The organism is Streptomyces sp. NPDC058279, assembly GCF_042881255.1.
GTDB lineage: Bacteria > Actinomycetota > Actinomycetes > Streptomycetales > Streptomycetaceae > Streptomyces.
The window spans coordinates 77,641-95,105 of sequence record NZ_JBHVYA010000008.1 but is presented as its reverse complement, the minus strand read 5'-3'; the positions used below and the strand labels follow the sequence as shown (position 1 = coordinate 95,105).

Below are 17,465 nucleotides of genomic sequence, written 5' to 3'. Positions count from 1 at the left end.
GATCGGCCGCCGCCCGCTAGAGGGCGACGGCCGATCATGCTTTGACCTGCGGTTTTGCCGGACTACTTGGCGGCGGGACCGACCTCGACCGTCATCTGGAGACCGTCGTACGGCTCCTTGACGATCTTGATCTTGGTGTTGGTGTCAGTGGTCTTCACCGAACCGGTCGGGTTCTCGTCGTAGAAGTACTTGCCCTTGTGGTCGTCGAAGACGAGGTTCGCGGGCTTCGGCTTGAGGAACAGCGCCTCGCCGTTCTTGTGCAGGGTGAAGGCGTCCGTCGAGTACGCGCTGAAGGTCGCGTCGTACGGCTGGATCTTGTTCCGCAGCAGGGTGCCGTCCGCCCACTTCATCGGCTTGGCGTTGGCGTCGATCGGCAGGATCAGACCCGAGCCCGGGTGCTGGCTCGTGTTGTTGTCCTTCTGGGAGGTGTCCCAGAGCCAGATCAGCAGACCGTCCTGGTACGGGTAGTGCTCCACCCAGTTCGGCTTGGTGTCGGTCCAGCCGAAGTTGTACGGGCCGACCTTGAGGGTCGAGTCGTACGAGACGTAGCGACGGTTCTCCGCCAGGTAGTACTGCGGGTACTCCTTGGTGAAGCCGGCGCCGACCCGCGAGAAGCCCTTGCCGGTCCAGCCGTTGTCGCCGTTCTCGGCGCCGTCGGTGAACAGGGTGGAGCCGTCCGCGGTGATGTTGATGGCGTCGGCGGTGAAGCCCTTGCCGCCCGCGCCGCCGTCCGTCTGGTAGCGGAAGCGGAGGTCGACCTTCTTGCCCGCGTAGGCGTCGAGCGGGAAGTTCAGCTGCTTCCAGGCGCCGGAGGTACCGGTCAGCGAGGGGGCGCCGGAGGAGTCGGCCGGCAGGGCCGTGCCGTCGGCGGTGCCGGCGAGGGCGGTCCAGGTGGCGCCGCCGTCCGTGGACGCCTCGGTGTAGAGGAAGTCGTAGTCCTGCTCGATGTCCCACCACCCCTTGAGGGACAGGGCGGCGGAGGACTTCCCGGTCAGGTCGACCGAGCGGGTCAGGGTGTTCTTGAGGTCGTCACCCATGTTGCTCCACCACTGCGAGGAGCCCTCGGCGGGAGCGACGATGTCCGTCTTGACCTGCTTCTTCGGCAGCTCGACGAGCAGACCCTGCTTGTCCTTGGTGTTGTACGCGGAGACCCCCAGCTTGTGGGTGGACTTCGTCGCGGCCGTGGCCTTGTCGTAGTTCAGCCAGCCGAGCTGCAGCTTGCTCCAGGCGTCCATGTCGCCCGGGAGGTTGCCTATGGAGTCCTTGCCGTCACCGAGCCAGGAGCCCGCCGACATCAGGGACCAGAAGCCGACGCTGTTGTCGCCGCCTCCGGAGGTGTCGTACAGGTCGGGCAGGCCCAGGTCGTGGCCGTACTCGTGCGCGAAGACGCCGAGGCCGCCGTTCTCCGGCTGCATCGTGTAGTCGCCGACCCAGATGCCGGTGTCGCCGATCTGCGTGCCGCCGGCCTTGTTGTTCGCCGGGCCGGTCTTGCCGACGTCGGTGCCGTAGGCGTACCAGCGGTGCGCCCACAGGGCGTTGGTGCCCTGCACGCCACCGCCGGCCGACTCGTCCTCGCCCGCGTGGACGATCTGGAAGTGGTCGATGTAGCCGTCGGGCTCGTTGAAGTTGCCGTCGCCGTCGTAGTCGTTGCGGTCCCACTGGTCGTACTGCGCCAGGGTCGACTTGATGTCGGCGTCGCTCTTGCCGGCCTTCTTCTGCGCGTCGACCCACGCGTTGACGCCGTCCTTGACGGTGTCCCAGACGTTGGAGCAGTTCGTCTGGCCGCAGTAGTTCGAGCCGTAACGGGCCTCGTTGTACGGGATCTTGACCCAGTCGGCGACCTGGCCGTCGACCGAGTAGCGACCCGAGGAGGTCTTCTCGTAGTACGTCTTCAGCGAGTTCTTGCCCTGACCGGTACCGAAGTACAGGTCCTGGAAGTAGTCCCGGCTGAAGTCCTTGCGCCAGGCCGTGCTGTTGTTCGTCGCGCGGTCGGGCTGCGCGATCGTGTTGTGCGCCGGGCCCGGGGTGCCGCCGTACTTCTGGACCGGGGGCTTCGGGCCGTTCGGGCCGTCCGGGTCGAACATGGTCGTGTTGTCGACCTGGTCGCCGAACTCGACGAGGATCGTGAAGATCTTGTCGGTCTTCTCGCGGCCCAGCTCGACGTACTTCTTGTCGTCCAGCTTGACGACCTTGGAGGCGCCGCGCTGTTCGACCGTCTTCTTGCCGCTCAGCACCTGGTCGAGGGCAGCCTCGCGGGCCTGCGCCTGCTGCTTGCTGAACGGGCCGGGCAGGTCGTGCTTGACCTGCTCCTTCGCCGCAGCGGTCGGGTCTTGGCGGTCCGATGCGGGCGCGCCACCCCAGCTCGTGTCGGCCTGTGCCGTGGTGAAGAAGGCGCCTGCGGCCGCGGTCGCGGCCACCGTCACGGCGATGGCCGCGCCGCGCAGCGTACGCCTTCTCTTGGAGTTGCCGGTCACTTGATGTCGTTCCCCTCCCGCGGCCGCAGCGTTGGTCGGAACGTCTCCAAAGGAGTGGGGGGTTCCGCGCGGCGCGCGTCTCAAGTGACGACATTTGACCGGAGAGATGCAAGAAAAGACAGACCTTGACTTGTTCCTTACAACTGCACTATGCGGGCAACGAGTTCCGCTATTCGGACGTTCCGTCGCCAGTCGGGGCGAAGGGGCGCTTCCCGACCTTGTCGTCGACCCCGTCGCCCACCCTGTAGTCATACCGGAGGACGGCTGGAGAACCACCGGAGGGGAGCCGGCGAACGACCGGGGAATGCACGGGGAATGACGCCGTGCGCCCCCTGTGCTCCCGCGCGGACCCGCCCTGCGGTAAGGGCACGCTTACTGACGGTTCCTCTCGGGCATGCCCCGTCGTAGAGTCTCTCGACGCGCGACGAGTCGAGCCGACTCTCCCTCACCTCCTTGAGGACGGATACCGCCATGCCGCGTCCGACTGCCGCACAGCTCGCCTACGGCTCCGCCACCGTCATCGTGTCGACGATCGCCATGCTGCTGCTGTCGCAGACGAGCACGGGGATCGGCATCGCGGTCATCTCCGCCGCCGCGCTGGCCCTCGGGCTCCTCGTCGCGCTCACCGTGCCGATCCCGCGCCGGCGCGGCCGGCACGCCGCCGGTCGGTCCGCCGCGGCGCCGTCGGCGGCGACCGGGTTCCCCGTCGATGTGCCGGCGGACGTGCGGGTGCCCGAGCCGAGGGCCGCCTCCGAACACCCCGTGCACCACTGAGCCGAGGGCACGGGGCACACACGGCGGTGCGGGCGGCCGGTCCCCGGCGGGACGACCGCCCGCACCGGACGCCGCCACGAGCCGCACGCCCAGGACGGGTGGGCTCAGAACAGGTGGGCTCGGGTCGGACGGGCCGAGTCGGACGGGCTCAGGTCGAGCGGACCACCACGGTCTTGGCGACCTTGTCGTGCAGCCCCTGCTTGTACGGCTTGTCGACCAGGATCGACACGATCAGCGCGAGCGGCCACAGGCAGAAGCAACAGATCAGGGTCGGCACCCACAGCACCGCGCCACGGCTGAGCGCGGGACCCGAGGGCGGCACGCTGCCGTCGTTGAGCATCGCGACGCGCAGGCCCAGCAGTCGCTTGCCGACGGTCTGGCCGTTCTTCTTGGTGAACCACCAGTCGTAGCCGACGTACGCGACGATCGAGATCAGGGTCCAGAGCAGACCGGTGCCGTTGTACGACTTGGTGATGACCTCGGTGACGTCCTCGCCCTTGTTCGTGTCGACGACGTACCGCCGGTTGCCGAACGGCAACTGGATGAGGAACAGCGGCACCGCGACGATGATCAGGTCGATGATCCGCGCGCCGAGCCGCTTGCCGAACTCCGCGAGCGGGGGCATGCCCGCGAGGGGGTCCGGCATCCCGTACGGGTGTCCGCCGCCGCTGCCGTTGTACGGGGGCGGCGGGGGCGGATAGCCCCCGCCCCCGGGTCCCCCGGGCCCCCCGGGGGACCCGGGCGGGGGGTACCCGCCGCCGCCGGGCGGCGGTGAACCGTACGGCGAACCGCCCGACGGGGGCGTCGGCTCCTGGGGCCTCTTGCGGAACGGGTCGTCCTCGGGGGGCTGGTCCGGCGGCGGCTGATCGGTACTCATGGCCCGAGTCGACCCCGCGCGCGCGGACCCCGCAACGGGACGGGGTCCGTCCGGGGGGTGGCCGTCCCTGAAGAGGCGTCAGCGGGCCACGTAGGTCTTCGCCGCCTTGTCGTGCCAGCCCTGGCGGCGGGGGCGGTCGACGAGGCACCAGAGGCTGCCCGGGAGGCCCAGGGTCGCGCAGACCAGCCAACGGCGCAGGGCCGCGCCGAAGGTGGGCGGCCGGTGGGTGGCGACGGCCAGGACGCGGACGTCGAGCAGCTTCTTCCCCGGGGTGCGGCCCCAGCGGGCGGTGGGCAGCACCTCGTAGAGGACTCCGAAGAGCAGGACGGCGGCGAGTACCAGGCCCAGGTAGCCGGCGACGGTGGCGTCGAGCAGCCAGACGGTGGTGTGCCGGCCGATCTGCCGGGCGGCTTCCACCTTCGCCTGGACGTGTGCCGTCACCCGGGGGACGAGGGGCCGGGCAACCGCGGTCGCGACGGCCGCCAGGACGAGGGAGTCCAGGAGACGGGCCACCCCGCGCCGGAACAGACCGGCCGGGCGGACGGCGCGCTCGGCCATGCGCTCGAAGACGGCGTGCGCTGCGGGGACGGGGGCGGGGGGCTGGGCGGCGGGGGCGGCCTCGCGGGCGGGGGCCTTCGGAGGGGACGGCGGGGTGCGCTCGACGGCGGGCGCGGCCCGCACCGGATCGGGGGCCTGGCGGGGCGCCGACACCGCCGGGCGGGGCCGGGCCGGGGCGGGCCGGGGGGAAACCGCCTCGGGCCAGGAGGAGGTGACCCCGGACGGCGCGCCGTCCTCCCCGCCACCGGGAGCCGCGGGCCACGCGGGAGCCGGGGCGGGGACGTGGGCCGGGACGGGGGCCGGGAGGGCGGGTGCGGCGGCGGCCGGGGCCGCGGCGGCCACCGGTGATCGGGCCGACAGGATGCCCACGGCCTCCGCCGGCGCCTGCGCGGGGTACCGGTCCCCCGGCGGCGTGGCGAGGGCCGTGCGGGCCGGCCGCGGCCCGGCGGGCTCCTCGGGGTGCCCCCAGGACACCCGGACGTCGCGCGGGCCGCCGAACCCCGCCTGGTGCGCCGGGTCCGCCTGCCAGCCGACCGGCTCGGCCACGGCGGCGACCACCACCGGTTCGCGGTCGCGCCCGGGTGCCGGCCGGGCGTCCGACGGCGGCTCCGGGTCGGGGTCGGGCTCCCGGTCAGAGTGGGGGTCGGGGGCGGGGTCCGGGTCGGGGTCGGGGTCGGGGTCGGGGTCGGGGTCGGGGTCGGGGTCGGGGTCGGGCAACGCCTCGGTCATCGACGTCTCGTCCAGGAAGACCGGGCCCGTCTCGTCCGCGGGCGTGGCGGGTCGGCTCGTACCCGGGACCCAGGCCGAGCCGTTCCAGTACCGGACGTACCCGGGGATGGAGGGATCGGGGTAGTAGCCCTCGCGGGCCGCGTGCTCGCCGTCACCAGGGGAGGCCGTCAATGTCCCCAACTCCGATCGTGGCTTGAGGCTGTGAAGGGCAGGACCATAGCGAAGAACCTCCCTCCGGCAGGTCCGGTAACGGGAGAATCCAAGCCTTTGAGCGAACCCTTTCCGCAGCCGCCCGGTTCCGGTCATCCGACAGATTTCGGCCAATCTCCCTCTCGCCGCGCGAAGTCGCGTCATACCCCGGCACATCGGCGCTCTCTCCGGGCGTGGGGCTCGATCCCGGCCCCGCGCACCGGACGCGAGATCCGCAACGAAGCGAGGCCGTCATGCACCACCCCGTCATCGAGCGCGAGCTGGAACTCAAGCTGGTCATGTCCCCCGAGCGCAGCATCCCCGTACCCGCCAGGCTGCTCTACCTGACGGACGACCCGTACGCCGTGCACATCACCTTCCACACCGGTTCCAGCGCCCCCGTGCACTGGACCTTCGCGCGCGAGCTGCTGGTCGAGGGGGTGTTCCGCCCGTGCGGTCACGGAGACGTCCGGATCTGGCCCACGAAGATCGACGGCAGGTCGGTACTGTCCATGGCGCTCAGCTCCCCCGACGGGGACGCCCTGCTGGAGGCCCCGTCCGCCTGTGTGTCGGCGTGGCTGGAGCGGACCCTGCGCGCGGTGCCGCCGGGGACGGAGGCGGAGCGGCTCGGCCTGGACGCCGCGCTGGCGGAGCTGCTCACCCCGACCCCGGCGGACGACCTGTGGCTGCGGGACCCGTGGCCCTCGGACGAGTCCCCGGACGGGGACTCGTGAGGGCCGGAGCAGCCGGGTGCGGGGACCCGTGGTGCGGGGCCGCGGGGTGCGGGGCCGCGGGGTGCGGGGCCGCCGGGGTCCTGGCGAGCGGGGTCAGAACAGCTTGCCGGGGTTCAGCAGGCCCAGCGGGTCGAAGGCGCGCTTCACATTGCGCTGCACCTCCAGCCCCACCGGTCCCAGCTCGCGGGCGAGCCAGTCCTTCTTCAGGACGCCGACCCCGTGCTCACCGGTGATCGTGCCGCCCAGCGACAGCCCGAGCGCCATGATCGCGTCGAAGGACGCGCGGGCCCGACGGGTCTCGTCCTCGTCGGCCGGGTCGAAGCAGACCACCGGGTGGGTGTTGCCGTCGCCCGCGTGCGCGCAGATCCCGATGAGCAGGTCGTGCGTACGGGCGATCTCGGCGGTCCCGTCCAGCATCTCGGCGAGCCGCGAGCGCGGGACGCACACGTCGTCGATCATCGTCGCCGGCCGCAGGGCCTCCAGCGCGGTCAGCGACATCCGCCGCGCCTGGAGCAGCAGTTCCGACTCCGCCTCGTCCTCGGCCGGCACGACGGCGGTGGCCCCGGCGGCCGTGCACAGGTCCGCGACGGCGGCGAGGTCGTCGGGCGCGTGCGGGGTGTCGAAGGCGGCCAGCAGCAGCGCCTCGGTGCTCTCGGGCAGGCCCATCTTGCCGAGGGCGTTGACGGCCCTGATCGTCGTACGGTCCATCAGTTCCAGCAGCGAGGGCGTCAGGCCGGCCTCCATGACGGCGCAGACGGCCGCGCAGGCCGCCGCCGCCGAGGGGAACTCGGCGGCGAGCGCGAGCTGCCGGGGCGGCGCCGGGCGCAGTGCGAGCACGGCCCGCACGACGACGCCGAGGCTGCCCTCGGAGCCGACGAACAGGCGGGTGATGTCGTAGCCGGCGACGCCCTTGGCGGTGCGCCGGCCGGTGTGCAGCAGCCGCCCGTCGGCTAGGACCACGTCGAGACCGAGGACGTACTCTGCGGTGACGCCGTACTTGACGCAGCACAGGCCGCCGGAGGCGGTGCCGATGTTGCCGCCGATGGTGCACTGCTCCCAACTGGAGGGGTCCGGCGGGTAGTACAGGCCCTGTGCGGCGACGGCGCGGGAGAGGACGGCGTTGACCACGCCCGGCTCGACGACCGCGATCCGGTCGACGGCGGAGATCTCCAGGATGCGGTCCATCTTCACCAGGGAGAGCACGATGCAGCCGTCGGAGGCGTTGGCGGCCCCGGACAGGCCCGTACGGGCGCCCTGCGGGACCACGGGGACGCGCAGGGCGGTCGCGGTGCGCAGCACGTGCTGCACCTGTTCCACGGTCCGGGGCAGGACGACGGCGGCCGGTGTGCCGGCGGCGCAGAAACTCGCCATGTCGGTGGCGTAGGAGGCGGTCACCTGGGGGTCGGTCAGGACCGCTTCGGCGGGCAACCCGTCCAGGAGCGCCTTGAGGAGCGTGTCGTGGGGTGTGGCTCGGGGTGCCTCGTGGGGTGCCTCGTGGGGCGCTGCTTGGGGTGCTGCTTGGGGGAGGTTCGCTCGGGGTGAGGTGGAGAGGTCATCATCCATGAGGTCAGCGTGGCACCTGGGGCCATAGGTGTGAACACGGACGCGACCCTCTTCGGACACCCCGGCGCACTCTTCATATTGACGCACAGTGAACGCATGGACCGTATCGACTACGCATCGGAGCAGGCCGAGCCGGCCGTGACGTTCACCGGCCGCAAGACGCTCGTGGCGGCCGCGGTCGCGGTGGTCCTGATCGTCGGAGCCCTGGTGATCAGGCCCGCCCGCACCGGGGACGACGCGCGGCCGCCCGGGCCGAGTCAACGGGCGGCCTCGGCGATGGGCCTGGGCGCCCCGGCGGCGGCCGTGGACCTGACGGCGCTGGTCACGGACCGGGAGAAGTGGCTCGCGAAGCACCCCGACGACGACGCCTCGTGGGCGGTGCTCGGCTCGGCCTACCTGGAGCAGGCGCGGCGCACGGCCGCCGCCGACTGGTTCCCGAAGGCGGAGGGGGCGCTGAAACGCTCGCTGGAGCTGCGGCCCGCCGAGAAGGGCAACTTCGACGCGATGACGGGCATGGGCGCGCTGGCCAACGCCCGGCGCGACTTCGGGACGGCGAAGAAGTGGGGCGAGCTGGTACGGGCGCAGGCGCCGCGGCGCTGGACGGCGTACCCGGTGCTCGTGGACGCGTACTCCGGGCTCGGCGCCTACAAGGCCGCGCAGAAGGCGCTGGAGCGGCTGGACGAGCTGCACTCGGGGCTGGCGGCGTACGTCAAGGCATCACAGGTGTACCGGGACCGCGGCTGGCGCGAGGACGCGGTGATGGCGATGGAACACGCGGCGGGCGCGGCGAAGGCACCGGCGGAGAAGGCGTACACGCTGTTCCGGCTCGGCGAGCTGTCCTGGGAGCGGGGCGACGCGGAGGAGGCGCTGGGCCAGTACGAGGCGGCGCTGCGGACGGACCCGGCGCAGGCGGAGGCGCTGGGCGGCCGGGCCCGGGCGCTGGCCTCGCTGGGGCGGGGCGGGGAGGCGGTACGGGACTACCGGATGGCGCTGGGGCGGGCGGCGGTACCGCGGTTGCAGCTGGAGCTGGGTGAGCTGCTTGAGTCGCTGGGGCGGGCGGAGGAGGCCCGGGTGGCGTACGAGGCGCTCGGGGCGACGGCGGCGGCGGAGAGGGCGCAGCCGGTGGACGAGAACGTGGTGCTCGGGCTGTACGAGGCCGACCACCGCGACCCGGAGGCGGCGGTGCGCAGGCTGACGCAGGAGTGGGGGCGGCACAAGAGCATGGAGGTCGCCGACGCGCTGGGCTGGGCGTTGCACCGTACGGGTGATGACGCGATGGCGTTGGAGTACGCGAAGAAGGCGACGGAACCGGGGTTGCGCAGCGCGGAGTTCTCCTACCACCGGGCGATGATCGAACGCGGTCTGGGCGACGAGGCGGCGGCGCGGCGGCACTTGCAGGAGGCCCTGCGGACGAACCCGGGCTTCTCGCCGCTGCGGGGCCCGCTGGCCAAGGAAGCCCTCGCCGCCTTGGCCCAACCCCCACCGGGCGGCCCGGAGAACATCCAACCGGCCACCCCGTGGGTCGCCCCGGACCTCCCCAAGGCCGCCCCCAAACCCAAAACCCCCCAACCACCCAACCCGACTCCCCCGCCTCCCACGCCCTCCCCCGCCGGCACCTGACGCGCCGAGCCGAATCCAGCCCCGCCGGCGATGGCGGCACGGGCAAACCCAGCCCCGCCGGTGCCTGACGCGGGGGTAATCCAGCCCCGCCGGCGTTTGAGGTGCGGGGTAATCCAGCCCGCCGGCGTTTGAGGCGCGGGGTCCGGGGCGGAGCCCCGAATGCCCGGCGCAGCCGGGGCCGCCCCGCGCAACGGCGCCGCACCGGCCGACCAACACCGACCCGGCCCCACCGCGCACGCCACGGCCCCGCCGTCCCCCGCAGGGGCCCGGCGGGGCCGTGGCGCCAAGGGTCAGCGTCAGCGCAACCTACAGGTTGCCCCGCTTCTCCTGCTCCCGCTCGATCGCCTCGAACAGCGCCTTGAAGTTGCCCTTGCCGAACCCCATCGACCCGTGCCGCTCGATGATCTCGAAGAACACCGTCGGCCGGTCCTGCACCGGCTTCGTGAAGATCTGCAGCAGGTACCCGTCCTCGTCACGGTCCACGAGGATCTTGAGCTCGCGCAGCGTCTCCACCGGCACCCGCGTCTCGCCGGCCCACTCGCCCAGCGTGTCGTAGTACGAGTCCGGGGTGTCCAGGAACTGCACGCCCGCCGCCCGCATGGACCGCACCGTCGCCACGATGTCGTTCGAGGCCAGCGCGATGTGCTGGACGCCCGCGCCGCCGTAGAACTCCAGGTACTCGTCGATCTGCGACTTCTTCTTCGCGATCGCCGGCTCGTTGATCGGGAACTTCACCTTCAGGGTGCCGTCCGCGACCACCTTCGACATCAGCGCCGAGTACTCGGTAGCGATGTCGTCGCCCACGAACTCCTTCATGTTCGTGAAGCCCATGACCTTGTTGTAGAACGCCACCCACTCGTTCATCCGGCCCAGCTCGACGTTGCCCACGCAGTGGTCGATCGCCTGGAAGGTCCGCTTGGCCGGCGGCTCGACCATCGGGTCGACGGCGACGAAGCCCGGCAGGTAGGGGCCGGAGTACCCCTTGCGCTCGACCAGCGTGTGGCGGGTCTGGCCGTACGTGGCGATCGCGGCGAGCACGACCGTGCCGTGCTCGTCCTTGACCTCGTACGGCTCGTCCAGCCCGCGCGCGCCGTGCTCGACGGCGTACGCGTACGCCGCCCGGGCGTCCGGGACCTCGATCGCGAGGTCGATCACGCCGTCGCCGTGCTCGGCGACGTGCTCGGCGAGGAACCGGCCGTGGTCGGTGGCCGCCTTGATGACGGAGGTCAGCACGAAGCGGGCGGAGCCGTTGGTCAGGACGTAGCTGGCCGTCTCGCGGACGCCGTTCTCCGGTCCGGAGTAGGCGACGAGCTTCATGCCGAACGCGGTGGAGTAGTAGTGCGCGGCCTGCTTGGCGTTGCCCACGGCGAAGACGACGGCGTCCATGCCCTTCACCGGGAAGGGGTCTGCCTCACGCGCGGTGGCCGGGGTGGTTTCGAGGTTCGCCAAAGACTCAGTCATGAGCGCAGATTCCCGCCGATCCACAAGCTGCGCAATAGTTTCCGTTTCGGCTATACAGGATGACCAGCAAAGCCCGAGGATGACTGAAAGATCTGTGCAGTATGACCACCTCGCGAGCGGTCCGGAGGCATCCATGGGAATCGACGAACTGGACGGGCGGCTGATCGTGCTGCTGGCGCGCGAGCCCCGGATCGGGGTGCTGGAGGCGTCCCGACGGCTCGGCGTGGCGCGCGGCACGGTGCAGGCGCGGCTGGACCGGCTCCAGTCGAACGGGGTGATCCGGGGGTTCGGTCCGCAGGTCGATCCGGCGGCGCTCGGGTACCCGGTGACCGCGTTCGCCACGCTGGAGATCAAGCAGGGCCAGGGGGCCGACGTACGGGCCCACCTGGACGGGGTGCCGGAGGTGCTGGAACTGCACACGACGACCGGCCACGGGGACATGCTGTGTCGGCTGGTGGCCCGCTCCAACGCCGACCTGCAACGGGTGATCGACCGGGTGGTCGGCTTCGAGGGGATCGTGCGGGCCTCTACGGCGATCGTCATGGAGAACCCGGTGCCGCTGCGGATCATCCCACTGGTCGAACAGGCGGCCGGGGACGACTGATCCACGACTTCCGGACGGGCCCACCGTAGAGTTGCAAAGAAACCCTTGCAGAGAAACCTTTGCAACTCTACGGTGGGCCCATGCCCGAGACCCCGGAAGTGCCGCAGCCCCCGCCTCGGCAGCAGCCCGAGCCCCGGCCGGAGCCCCGAACCGAGCCCCGACTCCACGCCCTTGACGCCCGCTCACTGCGCGGACTCGCCCACCCCCTGCGCATGCGCATGCTGGCCGAGTTGCGCCACGAGGGGCCGGCCACGGCCTCTCGACTCGCCCAGCGTCTCGGGGAGTCAAGCGGGGCCACCAGTTACCACCTGCGCCAACTCGCCGCCCACGGCTTCGTCGAGGACGCGCCCGAACAGGGCAAGGGCCGCGAACGCTGGTGGAGGGCCGTCCACGACGGCCTGCGGTTCGACGAGTCCCTCCTCTACGACGACGACTCGGCCACCCGGGGCGCGGCCGGCCTCTTCCTGCACGAGGTCGCGACGATCCACGCCCAGGAGGTGGGCACCTGGCTCGGCAACGCCGACACCCTGCCCGCCGAATGGCGACACGCCTCCGACCTCAGCGACTTCACGCTCCACCTCACGGCCGAGGAGAGCCTCGACCTGATCCACAAGATGCACGACCTGGTCAACGGCTTCCGAGACCTGCCGCCCACGGAAGGTCGGATTCCGGTCCGCGTCCACACGCACGCCTTCCCGCGGAACGGCGCCGACACCCCCCGGCACGCGTCATGAGCAGACGCCCCTTAACCGCGGTCCTGGCCGCCAACGCCATTTCGATAGCAGGCAGTTCGCTCACGATCATCGGCGTTCCGTGGTTCGTGCTCCAGACCACGGGCAGCGCCGGCCGGGCCGGGGTCGTCGCCTTCTGCGCCACGCTGCCCGTCATCCTGGCGGCCCTCGTCGGCGGTCCCGTCATCGACCGGATCGGGCGCCGACGGGTCTCCGCCGCCTCCGACCTGATCTGCGCGCTGTCCGTCGGCGCGATCCCGCTCCTGCACCACGCGGGGCTGCTGGAGTTCTGGATGCTGTGCGCCCTGATGGCGCTGAGCGGCCTCGTGCACACCCCGGGCCTGACCGCCCGCGGCGTCCTGCTCCCGGACCTCGCCGAGCACGCCGGTACCGGCCTCCCGCGCGCGGCCGGTTTCTACGACGCCGTCTCGCGCGGCGCCCGCATGGTCGGCGCCGCGCTGGCCGGGGTGCTGATCGCCGCGTTCGGTACCGAGTCGATCCTGCTCGTGGACGCCGCCACCTTCGCCGCGTCGGCGCTGCTGGTCGCCGCCTTCCTGAGGGGCGTACCGGCGGCCGAACCGCAGCGGGCCGCCGGGAAGATCTCGTTCGCCGGCTACCGGGCCGAACTCGCGGAAGGCTGGGCCTTCGTGACCCGGTCGCGGCTGCTGCTGGGCATCACCGTGATGGTGATGACGACCAACGGCCTGGACCAGGGCTGGTCTTCGGTGCTGCTGCCCGTGCACGGCCGGGAGGCCCTCGGCGGTCCCACCGCGATCGGCCTGGTCGTCTCCCTCTTCGGCGGCTCCGCGCTGCTCGGCGCCCTGCTCTACGGGATGTGGGGCGAGCGGGTGGGGCGCCGGACGGTGTTCGCGGTGGCGTTCCTGCTGTGCGGGGCGCCCCGGTACGTGGTGGCGGCCGTCACCGGCACCCCGTTGCCGCTCGCGGTGACGATGGCGCTCTCGGGGCTGGGGGCGGGCGTGCTCAACCCGATCCTGTCCACCGTGGTCTACGAGCAGGTGCCGGACGCGCTGCGCAGCCGGGTCACCGGGGTGACCACGGCGGGCTGTGAGTTGACGATGCCGCTGGGCGGCCTCGCGGCGGGCATGCTCGTCGACGGTTTCGGCGCCGCCCCGGCGCTCCTCGCCTTCGGCGGCGTCTACCTGCTGGCGACGCTGAGCCCCCTGGTGTTCCCGGCCTGGCGCGGCCTGGACCGCGCGACGGTGGCGGCGGGCGGGCCCGTACCGGCTGACGCGCCGGTACCGGCAGGTGCGCCCGTAGCGGCAGGTGCGTCCGTACCGGTCAGCAGGACGGAACCTGATCCCCCCGGTTCAGCGCGCGAAGGGCGTTCACCGCACCCGTCAGCGAGGTGACGGGGATCAGCCGGAGCCCCTCGGGGAGTTCGGAGCGGGCGTCGGAGCACTCCGCCTTCGGGACGAGGAACACGCTCGCCCCGTCCCGCTTGGCGGCCTGCGTCTTGAGCGCGACCCCGCCGACCGCGCCGACCTCGCCCCCGGCGGTGATGGTTCCCGTACCGGCGACGACGCGGCCTCCGGTGAGGTCGCCGCCGCTGCCGTCGCCGTCGAGCTTGTCGACGATGCCGAGGGAGAAGAGCAGGCCGGCGCTGGGACCGCCGACGTCGGCGAGGTGGAGCTCGGTCTTCACCGTCTTGGGGTCCTTGTGGAGGTAACCGAGCGCGGCCTCGGAGGCGGCCGACTGGGAGGTGGCCATTTCCTCCAGGTTGTGCCGCTCGATCTCCTTGTCGCTTCCGCCCGACGGGTAGACGGAGCCCCGGGGCATGACGGCCCGGGTGGTGTCGAACCAGCGGGAGAGGAGTTCGGGCAGGCGCACCGTCGAGGAGGGCCCGGTGGCCTGGATGGTCGTCATCCGCAGCTGGCCCTTGGTCTCACGGGTGGGGGCGCCGCTGACGACGATGACGGGCTTGCCGTCGCGGGCGCCGAGCACGTCGGCGGTGAGCCCCGGCTGGGCGATCACGAAGGGCAGCGGCGCGAAGGCCGCCGCGACGAACAGCCCGAGGACGGGCACGGCGCAGACGGCCAGGGCGGCGGGGCGCGGCAGACGTGTGAGGCGAGAGAGCACGCGGTCAATCTATCGGGCCGGTGCGGAGCGGCATCGTGCGCACGCCAGGGCCCGCGCCCCGGCGGACCGGGACGCGGCGGGCCGGTGGCGTCAGCGCAGGGCGCCGACGTCAGCGCAGGGCGTCGGCGACCTCGCGGGCCGCGTCGACCACGCGCGGGCCGACCCGCTCGGGCACGGCGTCGGCCAGCATGACGACGCCGACGCTGCCCTCCAGCCCGGTGATGCCGACGAGGGGCGCGGCGGCACCGCTGGCGCCCGCTTCGAGCTCCCCGTGGGTCAGGGTGTACCCGGGCTCGGTGAGCGCCCCCTGACGGGCGGCCAGGATGGCCCGGCCGGCGGCCCCGCGGTCCAGCGGGTGGCGGAAGCCGGCCCGGTAGGCCACGTGGTAGTCGGTCCAGGTCGGTTCCACGACGGCAACCGCGAGCGCCTCGGTGCCGTCGACGAGGGTCAGGTGCGCGGTGGCCCCGATGTCCTCGGCGAGGGAGCGCAGCGCGGGCAGGGCCGCCTCGCGTACCAGCGGGTGGACCTGACGTCCCAGCCGGAGCACGCCGAGCCCGACCCGGGCCCGACCGCCGAGGTCACGGCGGACCAGGGCGTGCTGTTCGAGCGTGGCGAGCAGACGGTAGACGACGGTGCGGTTGACACCGAGACGGTTGGAGAGCTCGGTGACGGTCAGACCGTGGTCGGTGTCCGCGAGCAGCTTGAGAACCCTGAGCCCTCGGTCGAGGGTCTGGGAGGTTTCCGCAGTCACGACGCCTCTCCCTCTTTCACTGGGCGGCGGTGACTCTCGCGGGGTGGAGCGCTGCCGGTCCCTCGGCGACGCACGGAGAGGCCGCCGGTTGCGGCCATGGCATGGCTCCGGCTGCGCTCCCGCGGCGGCGCTGCCACGGGGCGTTCGATGCGGGGACAGTAGCGAGCAGGTCCGCTCAGCGGAAGACCTCGTCCACAATCCGGGCGCCTAGCGCCGGTTTGTTCCGTTTTTTTCTTGCCCGTGTGTCAATTCGTGATGTTCTTGCGCCCGAATTTCTTTCGAGTGACGACCACGGCCGGGCATCCGCACCCGGAGCACTTTCACGACCGGTCACCACTGCCGGGTCCTCGCGCCCGGGTCACCACATGCGGGTCATCGCGGCGCGGTCACCGCGGCGCGGTCACCGCATGCGGGTGGCCCACTCCTGGACCTTCTTGATCCGCTCCCGCAGCTGTCCCGCCGTCGCCTCCGCGCTCGGCGGCCCGCCGCACACGCGGCGCAGCTCCGTGTGGATCACCCCGTGCGGCTTGCCGCTCTGGTGGACGTACGCGCCGACCATCGTGTTGAGCGACTTGCGCAGCTCCAGCAGCTCCTTGTGCGAAACGACGGGACGCCGGTCGGCGGGCAGCTCCAGCAGGTCCGCCTCCGCGTCCGGCTTGCGCCGGCTGTGCGCGATCTGCCGCGACTGCCGCTTCTGGAGCAGCATCTGCACCTGGTCGGGCTCCAGCAGTCCGGGGATGCCGAGGTAGTCCTGCTCCTCCTCGCTGCCGGGGTGCGCCTGCATGCCGAATTCGGCGCCGTCGTAGAGCACCCGGTCGAAGACGGCGTCGGACTCCAGCGCCTCGAAGGACATCTGCTCGTCCTCGCCGGTGTCCTCGTCCTCCAGTTTGTTGGCCTCGTCCATTTCCTTCTCGGACTCGGCATAAGGGTCTTCCTCACCCTTTTTCTTCGGTTTGTCGAGAACGTGATCCCGTTCGACTTCCATCTCATTGGCGAAACCGAGCAGGTAGGGAATCGTCGGAAGGAACACGGAAGCGGTCTCGCCGCGCCTGCGCGAACGTACGAAACGCCCGACGGCCTGCGCGAAGAACAGCGGCGTCGAAATGGTGGTGGCATAAACCCCCACCGCCAGGCGCGGTACGTCGACGCCTTCCGACACCATCCGGACCGCGACCATCCAGCGGTCGTCGCCCGCGCTGAAGTCGTCGATCCGCTTCGAGGCGCCGGTGTCGTCGGACAGCACGACGGTCGCCTTGGTCCCGGTGATCTCCCGGAGCAGCTTGGCGTACGCGCGCGCCGAGTCCTGGTCGGAGGCGATGACGAGACCACCCGCGTCCGGGATGCCCTTGCGTACTTCCGTCAGCCGCTGGTCGGCGGCGCGCAGCACGTTGGGCATCCAGTCGCCGCGCGGGTCCAGCGCGGTGCGCCAGGCCTGCGAGATGGCGTCCTTGGTCATCGGCTCGCCGAGGCGGGCGGCGATCTCGTCGCCCGCCTTGGTGCGCCAGCGCATGTTGCCGCTGTAGGAGAGGAAGATGACCGGCCGGACGACGCCGTCACCGAGGGCGTTGCCGTAGCCGTAGGTGTAGTCGGCCGACGACCGCCGGATGCCGTCGTTGCCCTCCTCGTACGTCACGAACGGGATCGGGTTGGTGTCCGAGCGGAAGGGCGTGCCGGTCAGCGCGAGCCGGCGGGTGGCCGGGTCGAACGCCTCCAGGCACGCCTCGCCCCAGGACTTGGAGTCGCCCGCGTGGTGGATCTCGTCGAGGATCACGAGGGTCTTGCGCTGCTCGCACCGGTTGCGGTGCAGCATCGGGCGTACGCCGACGCCCGCGTAGGTGACGGCGACGCCGTGGTAGTCCCTGCTGAGCGGCCCGGCGGAGTACTCCGGGTCGAGCCGGATCCCTATCCGCGCGGCGGCCTCCGCCCACTGCTTCTTGAGGTGCTCGGTCGGCGCGACGACGGTCACCTGCTGGACGACGTGGTGGTGCAGCAGCCAGGAGGCGAGCGTCAGCGCGAAGGTCGTCTTGCCGGCGCCGGGGGTCGCGACGGCGAGGAAGTCGCGCGGCTGGGTCTCCAGGTATCGGCCCAGCGCACTCTCCTGCCAGGCACGCAGCTTGCTGGCGGTACCCCACGGCGCGCGGCCGGGGAAGGCGGGTGAGAGGTGGTGGGAGGCGGTAGTAGTCACGGTCTCCGGTTCGTCGCTCTCGGCAGTCGTACGTAGGACAACCGGGCCACCCTACCGGTGCCGGCCCGCCCCCCGGGGAGGGACAGGCCCGCGACCTCGGCGGGTGCGGCGAGCGTCA

General features: G+C 71.9%; 14 protein-coding genes. 6 read left to right on the top strand and 8 right to left on the bottom strand.

Annotated elements, in window-relative coordinates:
- Window positions 1–62: 62 nt before the first annotated feature.
- Window positions 63–2,474 (bottom strand): immune inhibitor A domain-containing protein, encoded by a 2,412-nt coding sequence (locus ACFVXJ_RS17475; RefSeq protein WP_389662557.1) that lies wholly within the window; start codon window positions 2,472–2,474, stop codon window positions 63–65.
- Between the two features lie 471 nt (window positions 2,475–2,945).
- Between ACFVXJ_RS17475 and ACFVXJ_RS17470 the strand changes: the two genes are divergently transcribed.
- A complete protein-coding gene (locus ACFVXJ_RS17470) occupies window positions 2,946–3,248 on the top strand; it encodes a hypothetical protein (RefSeq protein ID WP_389662555.1) in 303 nt (100 codons plus the stop codon).
- 148 nt (window positions 3,249–3,396) lie between these two features.
- Here ACFVXJ_RS17470 and ACFVXJ_RS17465 read toward each other — a convergent pair whose 3' ends face one another.
- Together ACFVXJ_RS17465 and ACFVXJ_RS17460 are read right to left on the bottom strand one after the other, a co-directional pair.
- Complete coding sequence (locus tag ACFVXJ_RS17465; protein ID WP_389662553.1) at window positions 3,397–4,125, bottom strand: RDD family protein; 729 nt, start codon at window positions 4,123–4,125, stop codon at window positions 3,397–3,399.
- Window positions 4,126–4,203: 78 nt separating this feature from the next.
- Complete coding sequence (locus ACFVXJ_RS17460) at window positions 4,204–5,583, bottom strand: RDD family protein (RefSeq protein ID WP_389662552.1); 1,380 nt, start codon at window positions 5,581–5,583, stop codon at window positions 4,204–4,206.
- A 272-nt stretch (window positions 5,584–5,855) separates the two neighbouring features.
- Here ACFVXJ_RS17460 and ACFVXJ_RS17455 point away from each other — a divergent pair, with 272 nt between their 5' ends.
- The gene (locus tag ACFVXJ_RS17455) at window positions 5,856–6,335 is read left to right on the top strand and encodes an SsgA family sporulation/cell division regulator (protein ID WP_389662550.1); all 480 of its coding nucleotides are present in this window, start codon (window positions 5,856–5,858) and stop codon (window positions 6,333–6,335) included.
- Window positions 6,336–6,428: 93 nt separating this feature from the next.
- On the opposite strand, the gene ACFVXJ_RS17450 is transcribed toward ACFVXJ_RS17455, so the two are convergent.
- Complete coding sequence (locus ACFVXJ_RS17450; protein WP_389662548.1) at window positions 6,429–7,898, bottom strand: FAD-binding oxidoreductase; 1,470 nt, start codon at window positions 7,896–7,898, stop codon at window positions 6,429–6,431.
- A gap of 96 nt (window positions 7,899–7,994) precedes the next feature.
- Between ACFVXJ_RS17450 and ACFVXJ_RS17445 the strand changes: the two genes are divergently transcribed.
- On the top strand, window positions 7,995–9,518 hold the full coding sequence (locus tag ACFVXJ_RS17445; protein WP_389662546.1) for a tetratricopeptide repeat protein: 1,524 nt from the start codon (window positions 7,995–7,997) through the stop codon (window positions 9,516–9,518).
- 306 nt (window positions 9,519–9,824) lie between these two features.
- On the opposite strand, the gene hppD is transcribed toward ACFVXJ_RS17445, so the two are convergent.
- The gene (gene hppD / locus ACFVXJ_RS17440; RefSeq protein WP_389662544.1) at window positions 9,825–10,979 is read right to left on the bottom strand and encodes a 4-hydroxyphenylpyruvate dioxygenase; all 1,155 of its coding nucleotides are present in this window, start codon (window positions 10,977–10,979) and stop codon (window positions 9,825–9,827) included.
- Between the two features lie 133 nt (window positions 10,980–11,112).
- Between hppD and ACFVXJ_RS17435 the strand changes: the two genes are divergently transcribed.
- The 3 genes from ACFVXJ_RS17435 (at window position 11,113) to ACFVXJ_RS17425 (ending at window position 13,684) form a co-directional block, all read left to right on the top strand.
- Window positions 11,113–11,583 (top strand): Lrp/AsnC family transcriptional regulator, encoded by a 471-nt coding sequence (locus ACFVXJ_RS17435; RefSeq protein WP_389662543.1) that lies wholly within the window; start codon window positions 11,113–11,115, stop codon window positions 11,581–11,583.
- A gap of 80 nt (window positions 11,584–11,663) precedes the next feature.
- On the top strand, window positions 11,664–12,317 hold the full coding sequence (locus tag ACFVXJ_RS17430) for an ArsR/SmtB family transcription factor (protein WP_389662541.1): 654 nt from the start codon (window positions 11,664–11,666) through the stop codon (window positions 12,315–12,317).
- On the top strand, window positions 12,314–13,684 hold the full coding sequence (locus ACFVXJ_RS17425) for an MFS transporter (protein WP_389662539.1): 1,371 nt from the start codon (window positions 12,314–12,316) through the stop codon (window positions 13,682–13,684). The genes ACFVXJ_RS17430 and ACFVXJ_RS17425 overlap by 4 nt, the downstream gene beginning before the upstream one ends.
- On the opposite strand, the gene ACFVXJ_RS17420 is transcribed toward ACFVXJ_RS17425, so the two are convergent.
- The 3 genes from ACFVXJ_RS17420 to ACFVXJ_RS17410 all read right to left on the bottom strand — a co-directional run bounded on the left by ACFVXJ_RS17420 (window position 13,614) and on the right by ACFVXJ_RS17410 (window position 17,347).
- Window positions 13,614–14,411, bottom strand: a complete 798-nt coding sequence (locus tag ACFVXJ_RS17420) for a S16 family serine protease (protein ID WP_389662537.1) — start codon at window positions 14,409–14,411, stop codon at window positions 13,614–13,616. The genes ACFVXJ_RS17425 and ACFVXJ_RS17420 overlap by 71 nt on opposite strands.
- Before the next feature lie 109 nt (window positions 14,412–14,520).
- Window positions 14,521–15,162, bottom strand: a complete 642-nt coding sequence (locus tag ACFVXJ_RS17415) for an IclR family transcriptional regulator (protein WP_136214423.1) — start codon at window positions 15,160–15,162, stop codon at window positions 14,521–14,523.
- A 400-nt stretch (window positions 15,163–15,562) separates the two neighbouring features.
- Window positions 15,563–17,347, bottom strand: a complete 1,785-nt coding sequence (locus ACFVXJ_RS17410; protein ID WP_389662535.1) for a DEAD/DEAH box helicase — start codon at window positions 17,345–17,347, stop codon at window positions 15,563–15,565.
- Window positions 17,348–17,465: the final 118 nt, after the last annotated feature.